At 70.4% G+C, this 21,012-nt stretch carries 19 protein-coding genes and 1 tRNA gene; 8 read left to right on the plus strand and 12 right to left on the minus strand.

Annotation, left to right across the window (positions count from 1 at the left end; genetic code table 11):
• Positions 1 to 980, plus strand: a 980-nt coding sequence (locus tag E6A26_RS13305) for an HNH endonuclease signature motif containing protein (protein WP_136611690.1), incomplete at its 5' end; no start/stop codon positions are given.
• 95 nt (positions 981 to 1,075) lie between these two features.
• Here the strand turns inward: E6A26_RS13305 and E6A26_RS13310 are convergent.
• A complete protein-coding gene (locus E6A26_RS13310) occupies positions 1,076 to 2,401 on the minus strand; it encodes an MFS transporter (RefSeq protein WP_136611691.1) in 1,326 nt (441 codons plus the stop codon).
• 132 nt (positions 2,402 to 2,533) lie between these two features.
• On the opposite strand from E6A26_RS13310, the gene sigK reads away from it, so the two are divergent.
• From sigK to E6A26_RS13325, 3 genes are all read left to right on the plus strand, one after another.
• Complete coding sequence (gene sigK / locus E6A26_RS13315; RefSeq protein WP_136611692.1) at positions 2,534 to 3,112, plus strand: ECF RNA polymerase sigma factor SigK; 579 nt, start codon at positions 2,534 to 2,536, stop codon at positions 3,110 to 3,112.
• Positions 3,105 to 4,028, plus strand: a complete 924-nt coding sequence (locus E6A26_RS13320; protein ID WP_136611693.1) for an anti-sigma factor domain-containing protein — start codon at positions 3,105 to 3,107, stop codon at positions 4,026 to 4,028. Before sigK ends, E6A26_RS13320 begins: the two co-directional genes overlap by 8 nt.
• Before the next feature lie 175 nt (positions 4,029 to 4,203).
• Positions 4,204 to 4,641, plus strand: a complete 438-nt coding sequence (locus tag E6A26_RS13325) for a DUF4383 domain-containing protein (RefSeq protein WP_136611694.1) — start codon at positions 4,204 to 4,206, stop codon at positions 4,639 to 4,641.
• Positions 4,642 to 4,742: 101 nt separating this feature from the next.
• Here the strand turns inward: E6A26_RS13325 and E6A26_RS13330 are convergent, their stop codons facing one another.
• Complete coding sequence (locus E6A26_RS13330; protein WP_136611695.1) at positions 4,743 to 6,488, minus strand: M1 family metallopeptidase; 1,746 nt, start codon at positions 6,486 to 6,488, stop codon at positions 4,743 to 4,745.
• A 125-nt stretch (positions 6,489 to 6,613) separates the two neighbouring features.
• On the opposite strand from E6A26_RS13330, the gene E6A26_RS13335 reads away from it, so the two are divergent.
• Both E6A26_RS13335 and E6A26_RS13340 read left to right on the plus strand, forming a co-directional pair.
• Positions 6,614 to 7,051: an ArsR/SmtB family transcription factor gene (locus E6A26_RS13335; RefSeq protein ID WP_234865489.1), complete on the plus strand. Its 438-nt coding sequence runs from the start codon at positions 6,614 to 6,616 to the stop codon at positions 7,049 to 7,051.
• Positions 7,048 to 7,527 carry an SRPBCC family protein gene (locus E6A26_RS13340; protein ID WP_136611696.1) on the plus strand — a complete coding sequence of 160 codons (480 nt, stop codon included), beginning with the start codon at positions 7,048 to 7,050 and terminating at the stop codon, positions 7,525 to 7,527. Before E6A26_RS13335 ends, E6A26_RS13340 begins: the two co-directional genes overlap by 4 nt.
• Positions 7,528 to 7,626: 99 nt before the next feature.
• Here the strand turns inward: E6A26_RS13340 and E6A26_RS13345 are convergent, their stop codons facing one another.
• Positions 7,627 to 8,343 carry an alanyl-tRNA editing protein gene (locus E6A26_RS13345; protein WP_136611697.1) on the minus strand — a complete coding sequence of 239 codons (717 nt, stop codon included), beginning with the start codon at positions 8,341 to 8,343 and terminating at the stop codon, positions 7,627 to 7,629.
• Position 8,344: 1 nt separating this feature from the next.
• Complete coding sequence (locus E6A26_RS13350; protein ID WP_136611698.1) at positions 8,345 to 8,665, minus strand: cell division protein CrgA; 321 nt, start codon at positions 8,663 to 8,665, stop codon at positions 8,345 to 8,347.
• Between the two features lie 166 nt (positions 8,666 to 8,831).
• Between E6A26_RS13350 and E6A26_RS13355 the strand changes: the two genes are divergently transcribed.
• Positions 8,832 to 9,476 (plus strand): aminodeoxychorismate/anthranilate synthase component II, encoded by a 645-nt coding sequence (locus E6A26_RS13355; RefSeq protein ID WP_136611699.1) that lies wholly within the window; start codon positions 8,832 to 8,834, stop codon positions 9,474 to 9,476.
• 18 nt (positions 9,477 to 9,494) lie between these two features.
• Here E6A26_RS13355 and pknB read toward each other — a convergent pair whose 3' ends face one another.
• The 7 genes from pknB to E6A26_RS13390 form a co-directional block, all read right to left on the minus strand.
• Positions 9,495 to 11,399, minus strand: coding sequence for a Stk1 family PASTA domain-containing Ser/Thr kinase (gene pknB / locus E6A26_RS13360; RefSeq protein WP_136611700.1), 1,905 nt, complete (start codon positions 11,397 to 11,399; stop codon positions 9,495 to 9,497).
• 81 nt (positions 11,400 to 11,480) lie between these two features.
• Positions 11,481 to 13,088, minus strand: coding sequence for a serine/threonine-protein kinase (locus tag E6A26_RS13365; protein ID WP_136611701.1), 1,608 nt, complete (start codon positions 13,086 to 13,088; stop codon positions 11,481 to 11,483).
• The gene (locus E6A26_RS13370) at positions 13,085 to 14,545 is read right to left on the minus strand and encodes a peptidoglycan D,D-transpeptidase FtsI family protein (protein ID WP_136611702.1); all 1,461 of its coding nucleotides are present in this window, start codon (positions 14,543 to 14,545) and stop codon (positions 13,085 to 13,087) included. Before E6A26_RS13370 ends, E6A26_RS13365 begins: the two co-directional genes overlap by 4 nt.
• On the minus strand, positions 14,542 to 15,987 hold the full coding sequence (locus tag E6A26_RS13375) for an FtsW/RodA/SpoVE family cell cycle protein (protein ID WP_136611703.1): 1,446 nt from the start codon (positions 15,985 to 15,987) through the stop codon (positions 14,542 to 14,544). The genes E6A26_RS13370 and E6A26_RS13375 overlap by 4 nt, the downstream gene beginning before the upstream one ends.
• A complete protein-coding gene (locus tag E6A26_RS13380) occupies positions 15,987 to 17,750 on the minus strand; it encodes a PP2C family protein-serine/threonine phosphatase (RefSeq protein ID WP_234865491.1) in 1,764 nt (587 codons plus the stop codon). The genes E6A26_RS13375 and E6A26_RS13380 overlap by 1 nt, the downstream gene beginning before the upstream one ends.
• A gap of 2 nt (positions 17,751 to 17,752) precedes the next feature.
• Positions 17,753 to 18,226 (minus strand): FHA domain-containing protein FhaB/FipA, encoded by a 474-nt coding sequence (locus E6A26_RS13385; RefSeq protein WP_136611704.1) that lies wholly within the window; start codon positions 18,224 to 18,226, stop codon positions 17,753 to 17,755.
• Positions 18,223 to 18,963, minus strand: coding sequence for an FhaA domain-containing protein (locus tag E6A26_RS13390; RefSeq protein ID WP_136611705.1), 741 nt, complete (start codon positions 18,961 to 18,963; stop codon positions 18,223 to 18,225). The genes E6A26_RS13385 and E6A26_RS13390 overlap by 4 nt, the downstream gene beginning before the upstream one ends.
• 239 nt (positions 18,964 to 19,202) lie before the next feature.
• Here E6A26_RS13390 and E6A26_RS13395 point away from each other — a divergent pair.
• A tRNA-Leu gene (locus E6A26_RS13395) sits at positions 19,203 to 19,285 on the plus strand.
• Between the two features lie 131 nt (positions 19,286 to 19,416).
• Here E6A26_RS13395 and E6A26_RS13400 read toward each other — a convergent pair.
• Complete coding sequence (locus tag E6A26_RS13400) at positions 19,417 to 20,952, minus strand: lipase maturation factor family protein (protein WP_136611706.1); 1,536 nt, start codon at positions 20,950 to 20,952, stop codon at positions 19,417 to 19,419.
• Positions 20,953 to 21,012: the final 60 nt, after the last annotated feature.

A 21,012-nucleotide genomic window follows, 5' to 3' on the forward strand; every position in this document is an offset into this window, starting at 1 on the left:
CCGGCCTCGCCGCGGCCAACCGCCTCGACACCCTCGCCCGCGCCCAGCGCAGGACCGACCCCGAAGAGGCCCGCACCCTGCCCCAGCTGCGCGCCGACGCCCTCGCCAACCTCATCCTCACACCCCCCGCCCCCACCCCAACGGCCGCGCCGGTCGTGGCGGAAGCGCCTGAGCCCTCGGCCGAGATCGTCGTGCACATTCCCGCCGCGACCCTGCTCGGGGCCGGCGAGGAGCCCGCGACCCTCGAGGGGTACGGCCCGATCGACGCCGGCACCGCCCGCGCCCTCGCCGCCGCGGCCCCGACCTGGCAGCGCCTCTTCACCGGCACCGACGGCGTGCCCCTCGCACTCGGGCGCACCGCCTACCGCCCGCCCAAGGGCCTGCGACGCTACATCGAATACCGCGACGGGACCTGCCAGTTCCCCGGCTGCGCCCGCCCCGCCCGCACCGCCGAGCTCGACCACCTCATCGAATGGCAGGACGGCGGCACCACCGACGCCCAGAACCTCCACGCCCTGTGCACCAAGCACCACGCCCTCAAAAGCCTGCGACTGTGGAACCCCGCCCGCCTTCCCGCCGGCCCCGACGACGCCATCGCCGACACCCTCTGGATCTCGCCCCTGGGCACCCGGACCGTCACCGGACCAACCGGCCACCAACTCCACCCCCCGCCCTCGGACCCACAACCTCTCGAACCACCAGCGGTCGAGCTCCCACCGCCACACCGCGGTGCGCCACCCGAAATTCGGGTGGGCGGCAGCCATGCCGCCAGCCCACAATGCGCCTCGCGGGACAGCAGCCCACCACCAGACCCCGGCCACCCGGTCGGTAGCCCGCCACCCGAGCCTGGTCCGCGGGACACTTCGGGTGATCGATCGGGCGACACTCCATTGGACAGCCGCTCGCCTGAAAGCGACCCAACCGCACACGGGTGCGAAGCGGGGCAGATGCCGAGTGAAATCGAGTCGCCGCCTTTTTGATCCCGTCTGGGGTCGGACCCAGCGCAGCCCAGCGCAGCCCTGCCCAGGCGCGCGCCTCACCTCACGCCGTCAGGCGCGCGCCTCACCCCACGCCGTCAGGCGCGGTCGCCGAGCTCGCTCGTCTCCCGCACCGGGTGCCGCACGTGCGGGACGTAGCGCGGGATGTAGCGCCGAAGTATCCCCGCGCCGAGGAGCGCGAGAACGCCGATCGTCCCCGCCGCGACAGGCAGCGAGGCGGCGGCGGTGAGGACGGAGACGAGCACCGGTGCGGCGGCTTGGCCGCCGTCGCCCGCGAAGCGCCATGCGCTGAGGAACGGCGCGGGCCGGCCCCGCGGCGCGAGGTCCGCGCCCAGCGTCATGATGATGCCACTCCCGAGCCCGTTGGCGAGAGAGAGGAAGAGGACGACGGCGACGAACCACCCCTCCCGCTGAGGGACGTCGTGCAGGAACGCGAGCAGCACGAAGCCCGTGCCGAGGCCCAGCATGCACGGCATGACGCTCCACAGCCGGCCCCACCGGTCCATGACGTGCCCGCTCGTGTAGAAGAGCGCGAACTCGACCCCGCCCGCGATGCCGATGACGAGCGCGGTGTTCGCCTCGCCGAGCCCGATGCTGAGCGCCCATAGCGGCAGGAGCGTGATGCGCGCCGACCTCGCCGCGCCGACGAGTGCCGCGCCGCTCCCCATCCGCAGCAGGACGGTGCGGTGCGCCCAGATGGCGCCGAAGAGTCCGTGCGCGCGGTGAGCGCCGTCGTCGTCCGCCTGCCCGCGCCCGGGCGAGCCCGTGCCGTGAGAGCCCGTGCCGTGCGGGGACGATCCGGTCCCGCGGACGGCGGCCCGGTGCCCGCGCTCGGGGTCCGGCAGCGCGATGAGCGAGATCGCGGCGAGGACGCACGCCACGGCGAAGATCCAGAACGCGGACTGCGGCGTCCCCGTTGCGGTGATGACTGCGGACGCGATGAGCGGACCGATGAACCAGCCGCCCCGGAACACGCCCCCGAGCGTCGAGAGCGCCCGCGCGCGGTAGCGAAGCGGAACGTGCGTGGTCATGAACGCGTGCCGCGCGAGCGCGAAGACGGCCGTCGCGAGGCCCTCGAGGAAGACACCGACCAGCAGGACCCAGGGATTCGGCGCGAGGAGGCTCACGAGAATCCCCGCCAGTGCGACGAACGACGCGACGATCATCGATGTGCGCTCGCCGATCCGCGAGACGATCCAGCCGCTCGGGATATCGCCTGCGAGCGTGCCGACCGTGACCATCGAGGACACGAATCCGGCCAGCGCGAGCGTCGCGCCGAGATTGTGCGCGGCAATCGGGATGATCGGCAGGATGGCGCCCTCGCCCGTCGAGAACAGGAGCGCCGGAAGGAAGACGGGCAGAGCGACCGAGCGGAAGGAGAAGGGCTTGTCGTCTGCTGTCATCGCCTTCCTACCCTACGCCTCCAATCCGACTCTTCCGCCGCTCCGAATTCCTCCTGCAGGCGGGCAACAACCGTGCCGGCGAGCGGAGCTTTGTGACGGAGGGCCATGGGTGGACGTGAGACAGTTGTCTACATGCCAGACCGTGACGCCGGGGGTACCCCGGGCCCGGACATCGATGAGCTCATGGCGCGCGTGGCGCGCGGCGACCAGGGCGCCTTCGGGAGCCTCTACGATGCGCTGGCTCCGCTGGTCCATGGGCTCGTCCTCCGGGTCGTGAGGGATCCGGCTCAGAGCGAAGAGGTCACGCAAGAGGTATTCCTCGAGGTGTGGCAGCAGGCCAAGCGCTTCGACGCCGATCGGGGCCGCGCGCGGGCGTGGATCACCGTCATGGCCCACCGCCGAGCGGTGGACCGGGTCCGTGCCGCGCAGGCCGCTGCCGACCGGGACCTCCGCGAGGGCATCAAGGAGTTCCGCGAGAGCTACGACGACGTCGAGCACCGGGTCGAGGTTGCCCTCGAGAGCGAGCGGGTGCACAGGGCACTCGAATCGCTCACCGAGGTGCAGCGGCAGGCGATCCGTCTCGCCTATTACGGCGGCTACACCTACGGCGAAGTCGCCGACGCCCTGGGCCTGCCCCTAGGGACTGTGAAGACCAGAATTCGCGACGGAATGATCCGTCTGAGAGACGTGTTGGGAGTGAGCCATGGATGATCAGCTGCACCTGCTGACGGGTGCCTATGCGCTCAACGCGCTCGACGACGATGAGCGGCACCGCTTCGAGCGTGCCCTCCCGTTCGGCCACCCGGTCGCCGAGGAGGCGCGCGAGCTGAGCGAGACCGCGGCCCTGCTCGCCGCGGGCGCCACGCCCGTCGCCCCGCCGCCCGGCCTCAAGGCGCGGCTCATGGCGCAGGTCGCCGTGACGCCTCAACTCGAGGTTGCGCCACAGCCGGAGGTCGCGCCACGACTCGAGGTCGTGCCGCAGCCTGAGGCCGAGAGCCCCGCGAGCAGGCCGGCCGGGAGTGCCACCGAGGTTTCGCGCGAGGAGGTCTCGCCCGTCGAGACCGCGCCCGCCGAGGGCCCAGCCGGGCCCCTCGCCAGCGTGGAATCAGGACGCTTCGGCGAGCGTCGTCGTCGTGCGTTTTCCGTCGGCAGCCGGTGGCTCGCCGCGGCCGCCGCGGTCCTCCTTGTTGCGGCAGGCGGGGCCGGACTGTGGGGCCTGCGCGCCCAGCAGCAGCGGGACGATGCCGTGCGTGCGCTGGCCGCTGCGCAGTCGGGGAGGTCGGCGGTCATGGACCGGATCCTGTCCGCCCCGGACGCGAAGATCCAGGAGGTGGCCGTCCCAGGGGGTGCGACGATGCTCATCGCGCGCTCGAAGGAGGCCCAGCTCGCCGGAGTCGTGACGATCGGGATGTCGGCGGCGCCTCAGGACAAGGACTACGAGCTGTGGCTCATCGATGCGGGCGGGACGGCGAAGGCCGCCGGGCTCGTTGCGGCCGGCGACGGTTCCACGTGGAACGAGCTTTCCGGCGGGATCGACGGGGCGTCCTACCTCGGGGTGACAGTCGAGCCCAAGGGCGGCTCCCGTCAGCCCACCACGAAGCCGATCCTGCTCCAATCCCTCGCCTGAGACCGCTTTCGAATCGGGTCCAATCCGGTTCAGCGGCGGCTCCGAAGTGTCGGTGCGGGCACACCGCACCGACACGGTCGGAAGCTCCGGCAAGGCGTGGGACCTGGCTCCCTGGGACTGGCTCCTCTGGGACTGGCCTCGAAGGCGTCAGCCGGAAGACAAGTTAGGAGCAGTCATGTCCACCAACGCCATCACGCATCGCGCCCCAGTCCAGCTCGCCGCCATGGTGGTAGGCGCCGTCTTCCTCTTGGTGGGGATCCTGGGCTTCATTCCCGGCATCACCTCAGGGGGCATCGGATTCGCCGGGCTCGGCTCGCACGCCATGCTCTTGGGCCTCTTCCAGGTCTCCGTGCTCCACAACATCGTCCACCTGCTCTTCGGCATCGCGGGCATCGCGCTGGGCCGCACGGCTGGCGGCGCGAAGGGGTTCCTGACGTGGGGTGGCGCGATCTACCTGGTCCTCTTCGTCTACGGGCTCGTCTTCGGTGGCGATTCCGCGGGCAACTTCGTGCCGGTCAACATGGCCGACAACATCCTGCACCTGCTGCTGGGCGTCGGCATGCTCGTGGTCGGCCTCGCGCTCGGTCGCGGCGTCGCGGCAGCGCGCCGCTGACGGGAAGAAGCGCGCCGCCGAGGGAACCAACCCGCGGCTGACGAAAGAAAGCGGGCTCCGTTCAGAACCTGAACTGAGCCCGCTTTCGGCGTGCCGTCCGGTCACTGGGTCGGCAGCAGTTGCGGCATCGGCGGGGCCTTGGGGTCTCGCAGCCACGTCTGGAAGAAGGCGGTCAGATCCGAGTTGGCCACCGACTCGGCGGCGTGGATGAAGTCGTCCGTCGTGGCATTGCCGTAGCGGTGCGCGGCCGCGTAAGTGCTCAGGATCCGGAAGAACGCGGCGTCGCCCACGCGCAGTCGCAACGCCTGAAGGGCCATCGCGCCCCGGTTGTACACGCCGCCCGTGAAGAGGTCCGACGCCGGCGGCGAGATCGGTGCTGAGGACCGAGCGTCCTCGAGGTAGCTCGTCGCGTCGGCCGAGCCAGGCTTCACGCCGAGCAGCCCCAGCGCCTTGGCGGACGTGAGCCCGCTCGCTGAGCTGAGGCCCATGGCGGAGAGGATCTGCGCGTCGGGCACGGGGTGGCCGTCGGGCTGGAACAGTCGGCGAAGGATCGGCAGGATCTGTTCCGGCGGCAGGTCCGAGTGGTTGAGCAGCGTCGCGTAGTCGGGCGCGTTGAGCTCGTAGCCGTACTGCGTGGTCATGAGGCCCGTGAGGAAGTCGCGCTGGCCGGAGTGCTCGAGCCACAGCCAGCTCAGGTACGTCGCGAAGCCTTCGTTGAGCCAGATGTCGCTCCAGTTGCTCGGGGTCACGGAGTCGCCGAACCACTGGTGGGCGAGCTCATGCGAGATGCCCTCGGCCGCCGTCTCCTGGTTCATCGTCAGCACTTGGCTCCCGTACACAGGGCGGGTCTGCGTCTCGAGCGACCACCGGAAGCCCGGGCTGACCACGATGGCCCCCGCCGTGTCGAACGGGTACGGGCCGAGGAGGCTCTCGAAATACGAGATCATGTCCGGCAGCTGCGCGAACCGTTCCCGCGCGCTCGCCGCGAGGTCAGGCGGCGCGTACACGGTGATCGGCAGCCCGTGGGGCCCGCTCGCGTCGATCGCGACGAAGCGCCCCACATCGACGGTGGCGACATAGCTCGCCACCGGCGCCGTGGCCTCCCACGCGAACGTGCTCCCCGAGCCGTGGGGCGTTTGGCCGCGCAGCGTCCCGTTGGCCACGGCCGTGTAGCCGGCGGGCACCGTGAGGGCGAACGAGTACGTGGCCTTGTTCCTCGGGGTGTCATTGACCGGGTACCACGTCCGTGCCCCGGAGACCTCGCTCGCCACGTACACCTCGTCCCCGTCGTGATGCCATCCGACCTTGTCGGCGCCCGTTCGGTTCCCGCTCGCGTCGGCCATGGGCTGCGGCGTCCCGCTGTACGTCACCGCGACGGTGAAGTGCGCTCCCGACGAGACCGGGCGGGCCGGCACAACCACAAGTTTGTTCCCCTGCCGGCTCTGCGTCGCAACCTGGCCGCCGACAGTCACCCCCTGGACGTCGAGGCCCACGAGGTCCAGCGAGAATTTCGGCAGGTCCGCGGTCGCGCGGGCGTCGATCGTGGCGGTTCCCGAGAGCGAGCCGCGGACCGGGTCGATGTCGAGGCTGAGCGCGTAGTGATCGGCCTCGTAGCCCGCGTTGCCGAGGTCCGGGTAGTAGGAGTCGCCGGCGCCCGGCATCGTCGGCGTGGCGCTGACGCCTGTTCCAGGACTGCACGCCGAGAGGGCCAGCACCGCAGCGAGCGCCGCACCGCCGACCGTGAGCCACGGACGACGGCGCGTGCCCGCCGCCGTCCGCAGCCGACGAGGGTTTGCGTCGGCCGCCGCGAGCCACGGACGACGGCGGGTATGGGCTGCCCTGAGCATGGAACCTGCCTCGACGGCTCAAGCGGAACGGACTTCCAGCGTAACCGCGCGGCGCCTGGCGGACGAGGGCACGACGACGCCCCAAGGCCTTGACCATAGCATCGGTAAGTTGTAACTTACTGTTCGTGACAACTTACCGAGGACCGTCGGACGGGCAAGCGAGGGACGTCCGGTCCGAGGACGTGTGGGACGCCATGGGTGATCGCACCCGACGCGCCATCCTCGAACGCCTCGCCGAGCATCCGTGTCCCGTGGGCGAACTCGCCGCGCAGCTCCCGGTCAGCCGGCCGGCGGTCTCCCAGCATCTCAAGGTGCTCAAGGAGACCGGCCTGGTCAGCGACGAAACGGTCGGCACCCGAAGGATCTACCGGCTCAACCCTGCCGGCGTGGAAGCGCTGCGGGACCAGCTCGACATGTTCTGGAATCGTGCGCTGGCCAACTACGGAGCGGCCGTCCGCGAGGACGCCGGGTCGCGTGACGACCAAGGGCACGAGCCCGGGATCGAACCAGAGATTCAATCCGAGAAGCACACGGAGAAGAAGAAGGAGAAGGAGAAGAAATGACCTTGGCTTCAGAAACTGTGGTCCGCAAGGTGATCACCGTCGAGGCCCCCGTGGAGCGGGCTTTCGAGGTCTTCACTCAACGCTTCGACGAGATCAAGCCGCGGGACCACAACTTGCTGACGGTCCCGATCGCCGAGACCGTGTTCGAGGCCCGCGTCGGAGGGCACATCTATGACCGCGGCGAGGACGGGAGCGTGTGCCGCTGGGCCCGCGTCCTCGCCTTCGAACCCCCGGCCCGTCTCGTCTTCAGCTGGGATATCGGGCCCACGTGGCAGCTCGAGGCCGACGAGGCCAATGCGAGCGAGGTTGAGGTGCGCTTCGTCGCCGACGGGCCCGATCGCACGAGGGTCGAGCTCGAGCACCGCAACATCGACCGTCACGGCCCGGGCTGGGAGAGCGTCTACGCGGGCGTCGACAACGAGGGCGGCTGGCCGCTCTACCTCGCGCGCTACGCCCAGCTCGTGAACGCCAGCTAGTCACGCCGGCTAGCGTACGACCAGGCGCCCCAACGGATCAGGCTCGGCCACGCCGGGCCTGGTCCGTTGCTGCGTGGGGCCGAGCGCGGAGGGCACGCCTCAGGCGTGCTCGGCCTCGTAGCGCACCTTGATGGCGCCGCGCTTGACCTTGACGTCGAGGATCCGCACGTTCGCGAGATCGGCGAGTGAACGCACGTGCGTCCCGCCGCACGGCTCGGCGTTGACGCCCTCGATCGTCACGGTGCGGTGGCCGCCGTCGTCAACGGACGCGCTCACGGCACCGCCTCGCGCGAGCGTCGCGTCCATCGCCGCCTGCAGTTCGGCGCGCACCGCCTCGCGGAGCTCGGGAGTCGCGAGCTCGGCCTCGTGCCCCTCGGGGTCGAAGTCGAGCCGAGCCTGTCCGGGGAAGTGGCTGTGGCCCGAGTGCTGCCAGCCGCGGGCCTCGCCCAGGGCGCCGAGAACGTGCCCGGCCGTGTGCAGGGCGGCGTGCAGGCGCCGCTTCGCGGGATCTACCGAACAGACGACGGCGGCCCCCACCTCGAGCGTGGGTACACGGGCGAGGACCACGAGCCCCGCGTCGTCGCGCGCCGGGGTGACAGCAGCGCCGTCGACCGTTCCCTCGTCAGACGGCTGCCCGCCGCCCTTGGGATGGAAGATGTTCGGGGTCACGGCGATCCAAGCCGCGCCGCCGTCGGCCGTGCCGCCCACCTCGCCGTCGGCCGTGCCGCCCGCGGCAATCACGGTTGCGGTGACCTCGGTCAGGTAGGTGTCGCCGTAGTAGGCCTGCTCTTGCTGTGGATGCTGGGCGGGCGCCACGTCAGCCGCGCCAGCGCAGCGTCATGAGGAACCCCACGATCGCGACGCCGAAGCCGATGAGGATGTTCCAGTTGCCCAGGACGGGGACCGGGAACTGGCCCTGCGTGACGTAGAAGACGATGATCCAGAGCAGTCCCACGACCATGAGCGTGAACATCAGGTACTTGTACCACTGGGGAGTCGGACCCGCCTTGGCAGTGCTCCGCTTCTTCTTCAGCGCCTTGCGCTCGGCGGCCCTCGAGGACTTCTTCTTCGAGAGGGTCCTGTCCGCGCTCTTGTGTGCGCGCGCCGTGGTCTCGGGCTTGTCCGGGGATTCGGGCACTGCTCCTCCTTGGGGCCGCCTTCGGCTGCGCGGGGGCCCGCTTGGTATCCTGCAAGCACCGCCGACGCGCCGGGGTGCCGCTGCTTGACTGGTCACTGGTACTGGTAGCCAAGTCTAGCCGCCCGGGGAGTCGGCCCAGCCCACTCCACGATTGGCCGAACCGCACATGAGCACCCGCATCCTCGTCATCGACAACTACGACTCCTTCGTCTACACGCTCGTCGGCTATCTCCAGCAGCTCGGCGCCGAGACGACGGTGGTCAGGAACGACGACGTCTCCCTCGCCGAGGCGGTCGAGCTCGCCGCGGCGCGCGATGGCGTCCTCGTCTCGCCCGGTCCGGGGAACCCCGCCGAGGCCGGCGTGTGCATCGAGCTCATCAAGTGGTGCGGCGAGAACACGAAGCCCATGCTGGGCGTGTGCCTGGGCCACCAGGCCCTCGCGGAGGCGTACGGCGGGGTCGTGACGCATGCGCCCGAGCTCATGCACGGCAAGACGTCGCTCGTGGAGCACGACGGGCGTGGTGTCTTCTCCGGGCTTAAGTCGCCCCTCACCGCGACGCGCTACCACTCGCTGGCCGCCGTCGCGGAGACCATCCCGGACGTCCTCGAGGTCACGGCGCACACGAATTCCGGCGTGGTCATGGGCCTCCAGCACCGCACGGCGCCCCTGTGGGGAGTGCAGTTCCACCCCGAAAGCGTCCTCACCGAGGGCGGCTACCAGATGCTTGGGAACTGGCTCGAGTCGCTCGGCCTCGCGGGCGCGGCGGACAAGGCGTCCACGCTGAGCCCGCTCATCCACGCCGACGCGTAGCGGCTCGCCGGGCTCGTCCTACGGGAAGGTGATCCCGTTCCCGTTGCCGTTCCCCTTCTTGTCGGACGAGGACGGGCTCGGCGAGGGGCTTGACGTCGCGCTCGGCGACGGCGGGGGCGGCGGGGCCTGGGCGACCGTGAGTACCACGGTCCCGCCCTGATCGATGAGCCCGTTCGCCGCGACGTTCTGGTCGGTCACGGTGCCTGCCGGAGCGGTCGTCGATACTGCTTGGCTCACCTGCGCCCCGAGGCCGAGGGCGGCAAGGGCCGCCTTGGCGTCGTCGACCGTGCGGCCGCGGAGGTCGGGCACCGCGACCTTGCCCGTCGAGATGGTCAGCGTGACCTGCGAGCCGATCGGCACGGTCTGGCCGACGTCCGGCGAGACGCTGATGACGTGCCCGGCGGGCACGGTGGCGCTGTTGGCGGACTTCGACTGGTCAGCAGGCACGAGCCCGAGCGAGCGCAGCGTGTCCCGCGCGCCCGCCTCCGTATTGCCGAGGATGCTCTGCGGGATGACGGCCGTGGACGGGCCGCTCGAGATCTCGATGACGATCTTCGAGTTCTTCGGGAGCTGCGACCCGGCCGCCGGAAGCGTGTCGATCGCGAGGCCCTTCGAGATGTCGGCACTCGGCTTCTGTGAGAACTCCGGCTGGAGGCCGAGCTGCGTGAGCTTGGTGAACGCGTCGGTGTCCTTCATGGACGCGACGTTCGGCACGCCCACGTACACGATCGCGGGCGGCTGGTTGAGGAACGTGTAGAGCCAGTACCCGCCGCCGCCCAGGACGAGGAGCGCCATGAGCAGGAGGATGGCCATCCAGCCGCGGTGCCGGCGCGGGCGCTCGTCCTCGGCCTCGTCCGCTGCGTCGAACCCGAGCAGTTCTTCCGCGTCCGACGGCGGGACCGCCGGGAATTCGCCCGTGTCGCCGAGGTGGGAGTCGGCTGCATGCTTGCCCTCGCCGTGGCCGCCATGCGCGTCCGCTGCCGCGACGAGGCCGGCCCCGGCAGCGGCGACGGCCAGCGCCTCGGTCGCGTCCCCGCCGTCGTTCGCAGCCCCCGCCGAGGGGAGCGCGCGCCCGGCGCCCGCCGCCCGCAGCGCGCGCCGGAACGCGCCCGCATCCTGGAAGCGCCTGTCCGGGTCCTTCTGGAGGGCGCGGTCGAGGACGCTCTGCACGGCGTCCGTGACGTCGGGGTTGAACTCGCGGGCCTTGGGGGCCTCGACCTGAACGTGCTGATACGCCACGGAGACCGCGGACTCCCCGAGGAACGGCGGTCGGCCCGTGAGGAGTTCGTACAGGAGGCAGCCGGTCGAGTACAGGTCGCTGCGCGAGTCTACAGTGAGGCCCTGCGCCTGCTCGGGCGAGAGGTACTGGGCCGTGCCGACCACGGCCTGCGTCTGGGTCATCGTGGCCCCGGACTCGGCCGCGGCGCGCGCGATCCCGAAGTCCATGACCTTCACGGTCCCGGTCTCGCTGACCACCATGACGTTGGCGGGCTTGATGTCGCGGTGCACGATCCCCGCGCGGTGGCTGTACTCGAGCGCCGAGAGCACGCCCTGGACGTACTCGAGGGCCTTCTCCTGCGTGACCGAGCCCTCATGCACGAACTCGCGGAGGGTCCTGCCCTCCACGAGCTCCATCACCATGAACGGCACCTCGACGGATGCCGGATTCAAGGGGTCTGGACCGCGCTCCCCGGTGTCGTACACCGCCACGATATTCGGATGGTTGAGCGCCGCGACCGCCTGCCCCTCGCGCTCGAACCGCACGCGCAGCTGCCGGTCGCGGGCCATGTCCGGCCGCAGCATCTTGACTGCGACTGTGCGGCCCAGGCGCGTGTCCTGGGCCTCGAAGACGTCCGCCATGCCACCCCGGCCGAGAAGCCGCCCCAGCACGTAGCGGCCCGAGAGCACGACGGGCTGTGGCATGGGCTCGTCCTCTCGTTCCAGCGACGTATGGGTTGGGTGCGTCATGTCCTCACTTCCGGGCCGTGTTATCCAAGTGTGGCCCTACTTGGAGGCAGAAGGCGTGGAGGTGGGCCCTCTTGAGGGTGTCGCGGCTTGGGTCGGCGTCGGGGTCGGCGTGGGCGGGTTCACCACGGCGTACGTGACGGTCACCGCAGTGCCCAACGGGAGGCGTCCCGTGGGGGACAGCGAGAGGACGGAGCCCATGATGCCCTGCGACTGCTGGACCGGGTTGAGCTGGACCTGGAGCCCCAGATTCTCGAGCTCCTGCTGGACTTGGGTGTAGTTGCGGCCCACGTAGTTCGAGGCCACGACGTTGACCGAAGCGGGCGCCTCCGGCGTTGTCTCGGTGGGCGTCGGGGTGGCGCTCGAGGTGGTCGGCGTGGGCGACGGGGTCGAGGACGTGGTGGCGGTCTGCGCCGGCGCCGGGGAGAAGAGGCCCGAGTTGCTGAGCCAGATTCCGAGCAGCACGAAGAGCAGGAGCAGCACGAGGGCGACGAGCGGCCACGTGAGCGCGCTGCGCTTCTTGCGGCGCTGCTCTGGGGCGACCTCCTCTTCCTCGTCGACCCCGGCGTACCAGGGCGAACCGCCATCGGGGTGGTCGCCCTGGATGGACGAGGCGCCGTGGCCCAGGACGGGAAGCGCGGCCGTGGAGGGCGACGACGCGTGCGCGGCCTGGGCGCCCGCCGCGGCGGCCCCGAGACCGGCCCCCACGGCGGCACCGCCCACGACGGCGGTCGGCGCGGTCTGCCCGCGCTGCTGGGCGATCGGCTGGGTCGAGTCGAAGTCCTCGTGGAGGAGCATGCCGGGCACCGCAGCCTGGGCGGCGCGGATGTCCCCGCGGCGGATGGCCTCCGACGCCTCGGCGAGCTTGATCGCGTTGGCGGGGCGGTTCCGCGGATCCTTCGCGAGCATCGACATGAGCAGCGCCCGGACCGGGGCAGGGACCTGCTCGGGCAGCGGCGGCGGGGCGTCGTTGACCTGGGCGAGCGCGATCGCGATCTGGCTCTCGCCCGAGAACGGCCGGTGGCCCGTGAGGCATTCGTAGCCGATGACGCCGAGCGAATAGATGTCGCTCGAGCCCGTGGCCTGCTGGCCCGTGGCCTGCTCCGGCGCGAGGTACTGCGCGGTGCCCATGACCTGTCCGGTCTGCGTGAGCGGAACCTGGTCAGCGAGGCGCGCGATGCCGAAGTCCGTGACCTTGACCCGGTTGTCCGGCGTGATGAGCAGGTTGCCGGGCTTGATGTCGCGGTGCACGAGGCCCCGCGCATGGGCCACGGCCAGGGCGCGCGCCGTCTGGGCCATGATGTTGAGCGTGCGGTCGGGGGAGAGCACCTTCTCGCGCTCGAGGATCGAGCTCAGGGGCTCGCCCGGCACGAGTTCCATGACGAGGTAGGCGGAGCCGCTGTCCTCGCCGTAGTCGAACACGTTGGCGATTCCGGGATGGTTGAGCAGCGCGGTGTGCTGGGCCTCGTTGCGGAACCGCTGGAGGAAACCGGTATCGCCCGCGTACTCCTCCTTGAGGATCTTGATCGCGACGTTCCGTCCCAGCACCTGGTCGCGAGCGTTCCACACTTCGCCCATTCCACCGATGGCGATCCGGCTCTCCAGGTGGTACCTGCCGCCCAAGGTGATGCCCGACGTCGGTCTCACTTCTTCAACACCGCCTCAAAGATCTTGCTCGCGCTTGGACTGGTCAGTTTGGCGCCGGTCGCAACGTCGACGCCTTCCATCACGATGGTCACCTGCACCTGCGGATTGTCTGCCGGGGCAAATCCGGTGAACCAGGAGTTGTTCAGGCCGCTCGTGCCGAGCTCGGCGGTTCCGGTCTTGCCGGCCACCTGCACGCCCGGCACTGCGGCGCCCTTGCCGATGCCGTTCGAGACAACGTCCGTCATCCACTCGGTGATCTGCCGGGAGATGTCAGGCGTCGTGGAGGTTCTGAGCACCTCTGGCTTCGGCTCGTCGACAACCCGGAGATCCGGCGCCCGCACCGTCTTGACGAGGGACGGCTTCATCTGGACGCCGCCGTTCGCGATAGCGGACGTCATGAGCGCGATCTGGAGGGGGGAGGCAGTCGTGTTGAACTGGCCGATTGACGCCTGGGCGAGCTGCGACTGGTCGAGGTTCTTGGGCCAGACGCCGCTCTGGTAGTCGAGGTGCAGGAGATTTCCTGCGTCCTGGCCGAAGCCGTACGCGGCGGCCTGCTTCCCGATCGCGTCCTGACCGAGGTCGAGGGCGATCGAGGCGAACGGCGTGTTGCAGGACTGCTCGAGCGCGAACGCGAAGCTCGCCTGGGTCTGCGTGTAGCAGTTGCCGCCCGCGTAGTTCGGAAGCTTCGCGCTGCTGCCCGGCAGCGCCATCTCGGCCGGGTTCGGCAGGACGCTGTCCTTGTTGTACTTGCCGGAGGCGAGGGCCGCGGTCGTGTCCACGAGCTTGAACACGGACCCCGGCGCAAGAAGCGCGCCCGTGGGGCCGCCCACGCTCTGGTTGAGGTTGATGCCCTGGATGCCCTGGAGCTTGGCCATCGCGGCCTGTGCTGCGGCCTGATCGTGGGTCGCGAGCTGGTTGGGGTCGTAGCTCGGCTTCGAAGCCATTGCGATGATCGCGCCGGTCTTCGGGTTCGTGACCACGATCGAGCCGCGCTGGCCGTCAGGGATGAGGCTGTACGCGAGCTGCTGGATCGCGGGGTCGATCGTGAGCTCGACCGACGCGCCCTGCGGCTGCTGCCCGAGGAAGAGCTGCTTCATGCGGTCGAGGAGGAGCTGGTCCGACTGCCCCGTGAGCGCCGCATTGACGCTCTTCTCGAGCCCCGTGGAGCCGAAGATGTTCGAGTAGTAGCCCGTGAGGCCCGCGTAGAGCTGCGGCTGGAGGTACTGCCGTTGGAACTTGCAGCTCTCGGAGCCCGTCGGCACGGACTGGACGATCGGCTGGCCGCCCACCACGATCGTGCCGCGGTCCTGGCAGAACGTCTGCAGGATCGCGCGGTTGTTCCACTGGTTCGACGTGAGCTCGTCGGCGCCCACCACCTGGACGTAGCTGATCGAGCCCAGGATGAGGGCGAACATGGCGGCGATGGCCACCCATGCGTTTCTGATGGCCTGATTCACTGCTGCTTCACCACCTGGGTCTTGGTCGTCTCCGCCGGGCCGCCGCGGTGGGCCGAGGGCGCGGACGACGGCGGAATGGCCGCGGGCGTCTCGTCAGGCCCGAGCGGCGTCGTGTCGATGGGCCGGCGCGCGGCGTTCGAGATCACGAGGATGAGCGCCGCGATGATCCAGTTGGCGAGGAGGGACGAGCCGCCGGCCGCGAGGAACGGCGTCGTGAGGCCCGTAAGCGGGATGAGCCGGGTCACGCCGCCCATCACCACGAAGCACTGGAGGCCGATCCCGGCGGAGAGCCCGCACGCGAGAAGCTTCCCGAAGGCGTCCCGGGCGCCGATCGCCGCGCGCATGCCGCGCGTCACGAGGAGCGCGTACAGGACGACGATCGCGAACAGGCCCACGAGCCCGAGCTCCTCGCCGAAGGCAGCGATGATCATGTCCGAATGCGCGAACGGGACCAGATCCGGGCGGCCCTGGCCCATGCCCGTTCCAATGAGGCCGCCGTTGGCCATGCCGAACAGGCCCTGCACAATCTGGTAGCTGCCGCCGTACTGGCGGCCGAACACCTCCGGGTCGAAGGCGTTGATCCATCCGTCGATCCGGAGGCGGATGTGCGGGAAGATCTCGCTCGAGGCCATGGCGCCCAAGAACATGAGCACGATGCCGAGGATCGCCCAGCTCGCGCGGCTCGTGGCCACGTAGATCATCGAGATGAAGATCCCGAAGAAGAGGATCGACATGCCGAGGTCGTGCTGGAAGATGAGGATCCCGATGCTCGCGAGCCACGCGACGATCATGGGGCCGAGGTCGCGGAACCGCGGGAGCTGGAGCTTCCCGAGCCGGCGCCCGGCGAGCAGGATGAGGTCGCGGTTGGTCGAGAGGTAGCCCGCGAAGAAGATGCCGATCGTGATCTTCGCGACCTCGCCCGGCTGGAACGAGGCGGGGCCGATGCGGATCCACACCTGGGCGCCGTTGACGTCGCCGGCGGTGATGCCCGGGACCAACGGGAGGACGAGCAGCACGGCGCTGAGGATGAGCGAGATGTACGTGAACCGCCGCAGCATCCGGTGGTCCTTGAGGAACAGGATCACGCCGATCGCGAGCGCCATGCCCACCACCGTCCAGCGCGCCTGCACGTCGCCGTAGTCCGCCACCGGGGTGCTCGCCGTGTCGAGCCGGTGGATCATGGCGACCCCGAGACCGTTGAGCGCTACGACGATGGGCAGGATGAGCGGGTCCGCGTACTTTGCGCGGAAGCGCAGCGCGATGTGGACCGCGAGGGACGCGACGGCCATGATCGCGGACTGCATCCAGAAGTCGTTTCCGAGGCTCAGGCCCTGGTTGATCGACGTCATGGCGTTCGCGCCGATGCCCACGACGAGCGCGAGGACCAGGAGGACGAGCTCGATGTTGCGCCGCGGCCGGGCGGCGGCTTCGACAGCGCTCACTACTGGCCTCCCAGGCACGGGTTGGTGGGCGAGGGGCTGCTCGACGGCCGCGCGGAGGCGGAGCCCGAGGGTGGCGGGGCGGGGCTCGGCGAAGCCGGCGGGACTGCACTGGGCGACGGGACTGCACTGGGCGACGCGGAGCCTCCCGGCGTCGGAGCGGCCGACGGCGAGTTGAGGCAGCTCTGCGGGTTGCTCTGGAGCAGCGCGACGATCTCCTGGGCCTCCGAGAGACTGTTCACGGGAATGCCTGCACGGAGGCGCTGCTGCTGGAAGTCGGGGAGCGAACTCATGGTGATGTCGGTGGTCGAGGCCACCTTCGAGAGGGCGATCGGCCCGAGCGTCTGGGAGATGCCGTTGTAGATCGCCACCCGGTTGTCGGAGGCGCCCACGTAGTAGCGGGTCTGCGTCCAGGCGTAGCCGAGCCACAGGCCGAGCAGGATCGCGACCGCGACGATGGCGGCGAGGATGAGCCGGACCCAGCGCCGGAACTGGCGGCGCGTTCCTTCCGCCTCGGTCTCCGGCTCCTCGGCCTCGACGTCCGCGGCGGTGGCGCGATGGGTGAGGAGCGCCGCAGCGCGGCGCGCGGCCGTGCGGCTCGCGACGGACGGCAGCGAGCCGCTCTCGGCCGCCGCGGCCGCGGCACCCACGAGCTCGTGCGGGCGGCTGTCCAGTTCGCGGCGCAGCACCTCGGCGGAGAGGTGGGCGCCCAGGTTGGGGTCGGTCGGCATCTCGAGCCGCGGTTCGTCGGGCTCGCCGGGAGGCGTGGGTGGGGCGTCCGCGCCGTCGGCCCCGTCGGCCCCGTCGGCCCCGCCGTCTCCGTGGTCGCCGGAGTCGTCCCCAGCGCCGGGGGACGCGGCCGCGTGCGGCGAGGCCCCGCCGTCGTTCGCGCCATCGCTGCTCCGCGGCGACGGTGCGTCGGACGCCGGCGATTCCGCCCGGGCCGCCGAGGAGACCGGAGTGCGCGCGGCCGCGGAGGCCGTGATCGACGCGGCGGCCGCTGGCGACGCGACTGGCACGTCGTCGTCGCCCGCGTCGGTCGCCATGATGTCCGCGACGACGACCGTCACGTTGTCAGGAGCGCCCGCGGCGAGCGTGAGCGAGATGAGGCGGTCGGCGCATTCGCCGACGTCCTCGATGCCCTTGACCGTCTGCTCGACGATCTCGTGCGGAACGTAGTTGAGGCCGTCCGAGCACAGGAGCCAGCGCTCGCCCTCCTCGACATCGAACGAGGTGAGGTCCAGTTCAGGGCTCGCGTCGACATCGCCCAGGACGCGCATGAGCACGTTCTTGTGGGGGTGGGTCTCCGCCTCCTCCGGGCGGAGCCGACCCTCGCTGATGAGGCGCTGGACGAACGTGTGGTCAACGCTCATCTGCTCGAAGGTCGCGCCGCGCAGGCGGTAGGCACGGGAATCGCCGATATGGGCGAACGCGAGCTTCGAGCCGTTCAGCAGGAGTGCCGTGACCGTGGTGCCCATGCCGGCGAGCTTCGGGTTCGCAGCGACGAGCTCGGAGAGGAGGGAGTTGGCCGTCTGGATCTCGTCCGCGAGGACCGTTCCCGCATCCCCGGCGTAGCCGCCGTGGTCGAGGTGCACCAGATCGAGCACCGTCGACGCGCTCGCGACGTCGCCGCCCGCGTGCCCGCCCATGCCATCCGCGACGACGGCAAGATGACGGCCCGCGTAGGCGGAGTCGTCGTTCTTGGCCCGTAGCCGGCCCACATCGGAGCGAGCCGCGTACCGCAGGATCAGCTGGGTGTCCGGCAAGATCAGGGCCTCAGCTCGATCACGGTCTTGCCGATCCGGATCGGCGCGTTGAGCTCGACGGGCTGGGCGCGCGTGAGCTGACGGTCAGCGAGGTACGTGCCGTTCGTGGAGCCGAGGTCCTCGATGAACCAGCGGCTTCCCTGCGGGAAGAGGCGGGCGTGGCGGCCCGACGCGTAGTCGTCCTCGAGCACGAGGGTGGCCTCCTGCGCGCGCCCCAGCAGGATCGGGCTCTCGCCGAGCGGCATGCTCGTCCCCGCGAGAGGGCCTTCGACCACCACGAGGTGGTGGGCCTGCTGGCGCGCCGGCGGCTCGGCCAGCTCAGGGTTCTTGCGAACCTGACGCGGCGTCGGCGCACCCGTCTTGTTCCGGCGCCCGACGGCGAGGTCCCGGCGCATCGCGCCCACGATGCTGAACACCAGCACCCACATGAGCACGAGGAAACCGAGGCGCAGGAAGGTGAGCGTCAGTTCGTTCACGCAGATCCTCCAAGGGGGGCCGGCAGCATGCGGAACGTGATGCGCGTGCGGCCCATGCTGATCACCGAGCCGTCCAGCAGCTCGGCGGAGCCGTCCACGCGCTCGCCGTTGACGTAGCTTCCATTGGTCGACCCGAGGTCCACCGCGTAGAAGCGGCCCTGGCTCCGCCGGACCTCGACGTGCCGGCGCGAGACGCCGGTGTCGTCGACCACGATGTCCGACTCGGAGGAGCGGCCCAGCACGATCGAATCGGCGTTGAGCGAATAGCGCTGGCCGTCGATCTCGAGGACCGGGTGCAGGTGCACGGGCTGGCGGGTCGGCGCCGCTGGGACTCGGGGCCGGCCTGGCGCTGCGGCGGCGGATTCCCCCTTCTCCGAGCGCGCGGCGACCTCGAAGGCGCCGGGCTTGAGTTCGCCGTCGTGCTTGAAGGAGAAGCGCACTGGGCCCTGGAGCGTGTAGCCCTGGGAGCGCGCGTGCTGGACGGCGACGTCGCACAGCTCCTCGGCGAGGGGCTGGCCCCACTGCTGGACGCGATCGAAGTCGGTGTCGCCGAGGCGGGCCTCGAAGACGTTCGGGGCGAGAGTGCGCCCTTGGGAAATGGAAATGGCCTGGTTGTCCATGACGCGGCGCAGCCGGCTCGCGATCTCGACGGGCTGGACTTGGGCATTGGAGCCCCTCGAGAAGACGCCGTGCACGGCCTTCTCGATGCCAAGCTCGAGGCGGTCGAGCAGTCCCATGGCCGTCCTCCTCTCTCGGGTAGCCGTCCGGCAGGGGGCGCGGCGCTGCACGCCTGATTGGCACGCACACGTGCGACGCTTCTCCGATACTACTGGTCGGGTTCCAAAAACCTGCCCTCGGGTTTTCGCGAGGCTCCGTATGCCTCCGTATCGATTTCATATCCGTGATGCGCTCGGCTATGCTTGTTCTCGCTGCCTTCGCGGGTTTGGGCGTTGTTCCGGGCCTGTCGAGCGGGTAAGCGCGAGTGGCGGAACGGCAGACGCGCTGGCTTCAGGTGCCAGTGTCCGAAAGGGCGTGCGGGTTCAAATCCCGCCTCGCGCACGGTGCAGGTCCCGGAACCGATGAGGTTCCGGGACCTTTTTCGTTCTCCCTCGCCGACGCCCTCGCGGCCTCCCTCGCTGGGCGCCCGTCCCACCTACCGCACGGCCCCCTTCACCGCGGGCCAGTCCCGCCTACCGCACGTCCTTGAGCTGCACCGGCCGGATGAGCACGCGCAGCGGCGTCACGACCCAGCGCTCGCGCGTGTCGCGGAACTGCTCGCGGGTCGAGAACTCGTAGAGCGCGTTCCGCACGCGCACCCACCGCGGTGGCGCGCCGTCGAACGGGTCCGCGCGCAGCAGGCGAAGCGTCGCCGGGTCGGCGTCGAGGAGCTTGAACAGGAACGCGTAGAACCACTCCTCGTGGACCGTGCGGAGGGGGAGGAACCACATGAGCCAGTCGAGCCGCAGGTGGTACGGCGCCCACTGCCGCGGCAGCCGGCCCGGCTCGCCGGGTTTGCCCTTGAAGCGGTATTCGCGCCATTCGGCTTCGTCGGTCGGGACCTCGTCGAGCGTGCCCTCCACGACGATCTCGACGCGCCGCTTCGTGACGGAGCCGAACGCGCCGTACGTGTTGCCGAGCTGCCAGCGGTTGAAGCTCGCGTTCATGAGCTGCCGTTCCGAGAGCAGGTTCCTGGCGGGCCGGTATCCGAGCACCGCGAGCAGCACCGCGGCGGCGAGGGCGACGGCGGACCACGCCCACGCGAAGACGTCCCCCGGGTAGCCGGTCGGCTCGCCGAGCCCGCCGGCGAAGAGCCCGCCAGACCACACGGCGTGGTTCTCCGCAGCCGCATCCGCCCAGGACGCCGAGGTGTAGCGGAGCGGCATGAACGGCAGGAGGGCGTGCACGGCCCGATCGCCGACCGCGCAGAACGCGAGCACGATCGCGGACCAGTTGAGCCACGCGAAGTTCCCTGAGAGCACGAGCCACAGCTGGGTGATGATGATGAGCCCCGCGGCAATGGTCGCGAGCGGCTGCGGCGCGAAGAGGAAGAACGGGACCACGAGCTGGGCGAAGTGGTTCCCCACGACCTCGGCGCGGTGCAGCGGCTTCGGCAGGAGGTGGAACTGGCGGCTCAGCGGCCCGGGCATGGGCTGCGTCTCGTGGTGGTAGTACAGCGCCGTGAGGTTGCGCCACTCCTCCCCGCCGCGGATCTTGATCATCCCCGCGCCGAACTCGAGCCGGAACACGAGCCACGCCGTGAGCAGGAGCATCGCGGTGGGCGGCGGGCTCTGGTCGGAGCCCAGGAACGCGACCGTGAACCCGGCTTCGAGCAGCAGCATCTCCCAGCCGAAGCCGTAGAAAGTCTGTCCCACGTTCACGATCGACATGTAGAGCACCCACAGCAGGAGGAACCCCACGAGCGGCACCCAGGGCGGCCCGAGCTGGGGGACGCCCAGCACGGTGAGGCCCGAGACCGTCAGGCCCACGCCGCACAGCCAGCGGAACCGGCGGTCGGTATAGCCCCAGCGGAACAGCGTGGGCCGGCGCAGGCGGTGGAACGCGCCGAGCAGTTCGGGAACGGGCAGGAGTCCGCGCTCGCCGAGGAGCGCGGGGAACTGGTTGAGGCTCGAGAGGAACGCGACGAAGAACAGGGCGGCGACGCCCCGCTGCAGCACGATGCGCGCCAATTGGTAGTCCGGCGCGCTGAACCAGAGCAGCCAGTCCATGCGTCCACGCTACGCCGGGGCGCGGGAGCGCGGTACGAACCGCGATGCCGTGTGCGCGGC

The sequence above is a fragment of the Sinomonas albida genome, assembly GCF_004919045.1.
In the GTDB taxonomy this organism is placed as follows: Bacteria; Actinomycetota; Actinomycetes; order Actinomycetales; family Micrococcaceae; genus Sinomonas; species Sinomonas albida.

What these genes read in the sequence shown, in the direction of transcription:
- E6A26_RS13390 (WP_136611705.1), bottom strand. Translation starts at nt 18,963, where the DNA reads ATGGGACTGCTCGACCGCCTCGAGCTTGGCATCGAGAAGGCCGTGCAC.
- E6A26_RS13340 (WP_136611696.1), top strand. Translation starts at nt 7,048, where the DNA reads ATGACCTTGGCTTCAGAAACTGTGGTCCGCAAGGTGATCACCGTCGAG.
- E6A26_RS13310 (WP_136611691.1), bottom strand. Translation starts at nt 2,401, where the DNA reads ATGACAGCAGACGACAAGCCCTTCTCCTTCCGCTCGGTCGCTCTGCCC.
- E6A26_RS13400 (WP_136611706.1), bottom strand. Translation starts at nt 20,952, where the DNA reads ATGGACTGGCTGCTCTGGTTCAGCGCGCCGGACTACCAATTGGCGCGC.
- E6A26_RS13320 (WP_136611693.1), top strand. Translation starts at nt 3,105, where the DNA reads ATGGATGATCAGCTGCACCTGCTGACGGGTGCCTATGCGCTCAACGCG.
- E6A26_RS13330 (WP_136611695.1), bottom strand. Translation starts at nt 6,488, where the DNA reads ATGCTCAGGGCAGCCCATACCCGCCGTCGTCCGTGGCTCGCGGCGGCC.
- sigK (WP_136611692.1), top strand. Translation starts at nt 2,534, where the DNA reads ATGCCAGACCGTGACGCCGGGGGTACCCCGGGCCCGGACATCGATGAG.
- E6A26_RS13325 (WP_136611694.1), top strand. Translation starts at nt 4,204, where the DNA reads ATGTCCACCAACGCCATCACGCATCGCGCCCCAGTCCAGCTCGCCGCC.
- E6A26_RS13355 (WP_136611699.1), top strand. Translation starts at nt 8,832, where the DNA reads ATGAGCACCCGCATCCTCGTCATCGACAACTACGACTCCTTCGTCTAC.
- pknB (WP_136611700.1), bottom strand. Translation starts at nt 11,399, where the DNA reads ATGCCACAGCCCGTCGTGCTCTCGGGCCGCTACGTGCTGGGGCGGCTT.